This is a genomic window from Paenibacillus sp. PsM32, assembly GCF_030433815.1.
GTDB classification, from domain to species: domain Bacteria; phylum Bacillota; class Bacilli; order Paenibacillales; family Paenibacillaceae; genus Saccharibacillus; species Saccharibacillus kyungheensis.
Map to the genome: position 1 here is coordinate 1 of NZ_JARUWY010000039.1, position 587 is coordinate 587.

The 587-nt window shown below is 53.8% G+C and carries 1 rRNA gene; it reads left to right on the forward strand.

Features of this window, described 5'->3' with window-relative positions:
* Positions 1–520, forward strand: a 16S ribosomal RNA gene (locus tag QCD85_RS23645); the annotation flags it as partial.
* Positions 521–587 lie beyond the last annotated feature (67 nt).

Consider the following 587-nt stretch of genomic DNA (forward strand, 5'->3'; position numbering starts at 1 on the left):
TTTCCTTCGGGACAAAGGAGACAGGTGGTGCATGGTTGTCGTCAGCTCGTGTCGTGAGATGTTGGGTTAAGTCCCGCAACGAGCGCAACCCTTATGCTTAGTTGCCAGCACATCATGGTGGGCACTCTAAGCAGACTGCCGGTGACAAACCGGAGGAAGGTGGGGATGACGTCAAATCATCATGCCCCTTATGACTTGGGCTACACACGTACTACAATGGCCGGTACAACGGGAAGCAATATCGCAAGATGGAGCCAATCCTTAAAAGCCGGTCTCAGTTCGGATTGCAGGCTGCAACTCGCCTGCATGAAGTCGGAATTGCTAGTAATCGCGGATCAGCATGCCGCGGTGAATACGTTCCCGGGTCTTGTACACACCGCCCGTCACACCACGAGAGTTTGCAACACCCGAAGTCGGTGGGGTAACCGCAAGGAGCCAGCCGCCGAAGGTGGGGTAGATGATTGGGGTGAAGTCGTAACAAGGTAGCCGTATCGGAAGGTGCGGCTGGATCACCTCCTTTCTATGGAGAATCGTTTCCTGCAACGGAAACATTCGAACGTCTTTCTTTCGGGAAAGACAAACGCAGA